1 protein-coding gene is annotated in these 3,045 nt (G+C 41.8%); it reads left to right on the forward strand.

The features are described 5' to 3' along the window. Positions 1-3,045 (forward strand): DUF1542 domain-containing protein (locus J3U73_RS01780; protein WP_267409696.1); only part of this gene is annotated, 3,045 nt, incomplete at both ends.

A 3,045-nucleotide genomic window follows, 5' to 3' on the forward strand; every position in this document is an offset into this window, starting at 1 on the left:
GCGATAAAGGAATAACAAATATTGATGCAGTTACAACCACGGTAGCTGATGTTGAGGCAGCAGAAAAAGAAGCTGAGGAAAACATTGATGTTGCGGCAACAGTAAATCTTGATGCCAATAAGAATTCAGCCAAGAGTACTTTGGATACTGCAGCAACAAACGCCAAGACTGATCTTAAGAATAATTATGATAAGTTAACTGATGACTATCAAAAGTTAACTGAGGATCAAAAAGCAGCTACAAAAGCTGATTATGATAAAGCAACCCAAGCGTATGAAGATGCTATTAAGGAGGGTGGCACAATCGATCAGGCTTGTGCTGCTGCAAAGGCAAAAGTTGATTCAGCTAAAAATAATGATGAATTAAACAAGGCATTAACTGATGGGAACTCTAGCATTTCAAGTGCAGAATCGAAGGCATCGTTAGCCATCATCAAGGCTCAAGCTAAACAAGCTATTCAAAAGGCTGTAGATAAGGCGAAAACTGATTTAAAGGGTAATAATGGCGAAATTAATCCGAGTGATCAAAGTGCTCTGGATGAAGTTCAAAAACTTGGTAATTCAGATATTGATGCAGAAACTGATGCGGAGACCGTTTCAACAATCAAGGATAATACGATAAACGGAATTACTAACATTGTCACTAGCGCTAACTCAGCAAATGCAGATCAAATTAGAAAAGATCGTGACAATGCCATTAAAGAACTTGATAGGGTACTTAAGGGCGATAAAGATGTTGATATTTCTGGAGTACTAGACAAGATCGAAGCCCTTAAAGATGATACTGGTAAAACTGGCTTAACAGCTGATGAAATAGCTAAGTTTAAAGAACAAGCACAAACTGCCCACGATAAGGCGGTTACAGATGTAATTGGTGCTACTGATGATCAAATCAATGATTTCAAACAAAAAGGAATTGCAGCGATTAATCAAGCCTTAACTGACGCACAACTTCAGGCAGCTAAGCGCAAGGGTAATAGTGATCTAGATGCGGCTGCAAAAGACGCTAAGAACAAGATTGCACAATCCAATAAGCTTACTGATACTGAAAAGGCTGAAGCCAATCAAGCAATTGACAATGCTACAACTACAGCCAAAAAAGAGGTTGATGCGGCAACTAGTGTCGAAGAAATTTCTAAAGCTGTTTCTGATGGTAAGGCTGCAATTAATAATGTAGTAACCCAAGCAAATAGCTCCAAAGACTTGTCAACAAGAAAGCAAAATGCTAAGGCTGCAATTGATGCCGAAGCAGAAGTAATTAAAAAGAGAATTAATAGTGATGCTAACTTAACTATATCTGAAAGGTATAGACAAGCTGCTAATGTTGACTTAGAAGCAGGCAAAGCTAAAAATGCAATCGATCGTGCTGAAGATTCTGCAGATATTGTTAAAAAACTTGAATCAGGTATAAATTCAATTGATGCACAATACACATCTGGGAAACCACTCGCTGATCAAAAGACTGATGCAATCAAGTTAATTAATGATACTGCTACTACAGCTTTGAATACGGTTGACAAAGATGAATCAAAATCAGCAAATGAAAAAGCTAAGGAAAAGCAAGCTATTGATGATGCAGCAGCTGAAGCTAAAAATGCGATAAGCAAAGCTAAAGGTGCTGAGGGTATTAATGACGCTGTATCAAATGGAATTGCTAAAATTGAAGCAGCTCAAAAGCCTGTCATCACATTAGACGATCAAAAGAAAGCTGCTAAATCTGAAATTGATACAGTTGCTGATAAAGCTAAAAGCAAGATATCTTATGACTTGAATTTAACCAATGAACAAAAAATTGCTGCTAATGCAGCAATAGATACAGTAGCAGCTGCGGCTAAGTTGGCTATAGATAAAGCTACTGATGCTGATGAAGTTAATAATGCCGAATCTGATGGTTCTGCAAAGATTAATCAAACTGTGACTGATGCTATTTTGTTAAAGAATAAAGATAGAGCAAAGACTATTATCAGTCAATATGGTGATACCGCTAAAAAACAAGTTGATGGCATCAACTATCTAAGTTCTGATGAAAAGAAATCAACCAAAGAAAAAATTGATCAAGTTATTAACGATACAAAACTTAAAATAGGTTTAGCAAATTCAGATGAAACAATTATTTCTCTAATTGCTCAAGCTCAAGATGTGATTCAATCGCTTGTTCCAAATTCGAGTGGTTCCGGCTCTAACGGTTCAGGCTCAAATGGCTCCGGTTCCAACGGTTCCGACTCAAATGGTTCCGGCAGCAATGGCTCAGGATCAAACGGTTCTGGCAGCAATGGTTCCGGTTCTAATGGCTCCGGCAGCAATGGTTCTGGCAGCAATGGTTCAGGCTCAAATGGTTCTGGTTCAAACGGTTCCGGCTCCAATGGCTCTGGTTCAAACGGTTCAGGTAGCAATGGCTCCGGCTCCAACGGTTCTGGCAGCAATGGTTCTGGTAGCAATGGCTCAGGTTCTAATGGTTCCGGCTCCAATGGTTCCGGCTCCAATGGCTCTGGTTCAAACGGTTCAGGTAGCAATGGTTCTGGTTCAAACGGTTCAGGATCAAACGGTTCCGGCTCCAATGGCTCAGGCTCCAACGGTTCCGGCAGCAACGGTTCCGGCTCCAACGGTTCAGGTAGCAATGGTTCAGGATCAAACGGTTCAGGATCAAACGGTTCCGGTTCCAACGGCTCCGACTCAAATGGTTCCGGCAGCAATGGCTCTGGTTCAAACGGCTCAGGTAGCAATGGTTCAGGATCAAACGGTTCCGGCTCCAACGGCTCAGGCTCCAATGGTTCTGGTTCCAACGGCTCCGACTCAAATGGTTCCGGCAGCAATGGCTCTGGTTCAAACGGTTCAGGATCAAACGGTTCCGGCAGCAATGGTTCTGGTAGCAATGGCTCAGGTTCTAATGGCTCAGGTTCTAATGGTTCCGGCTCTAACGGTTCAGGATCCAACGGTTCCGGTAGCAATGGCTCAGGTAGCAACGGTTCCGGCAGCAATGGTTCTGGTAGCAATGGCTCAGGTTCAAACGGCTCAGGTAGCAATGGTTCTGGTTCAAACGGTTCAG

This window comes from Lactobacillus sp. B4005, assembly GCF_026536045.1.
Classification (GTDB): domain Bacteria; phylum Bacillota; class Bacilli; order Lactobacillales; family Lactobacillaceae; genus Lactobacillus; species Lactobacillus panisapium.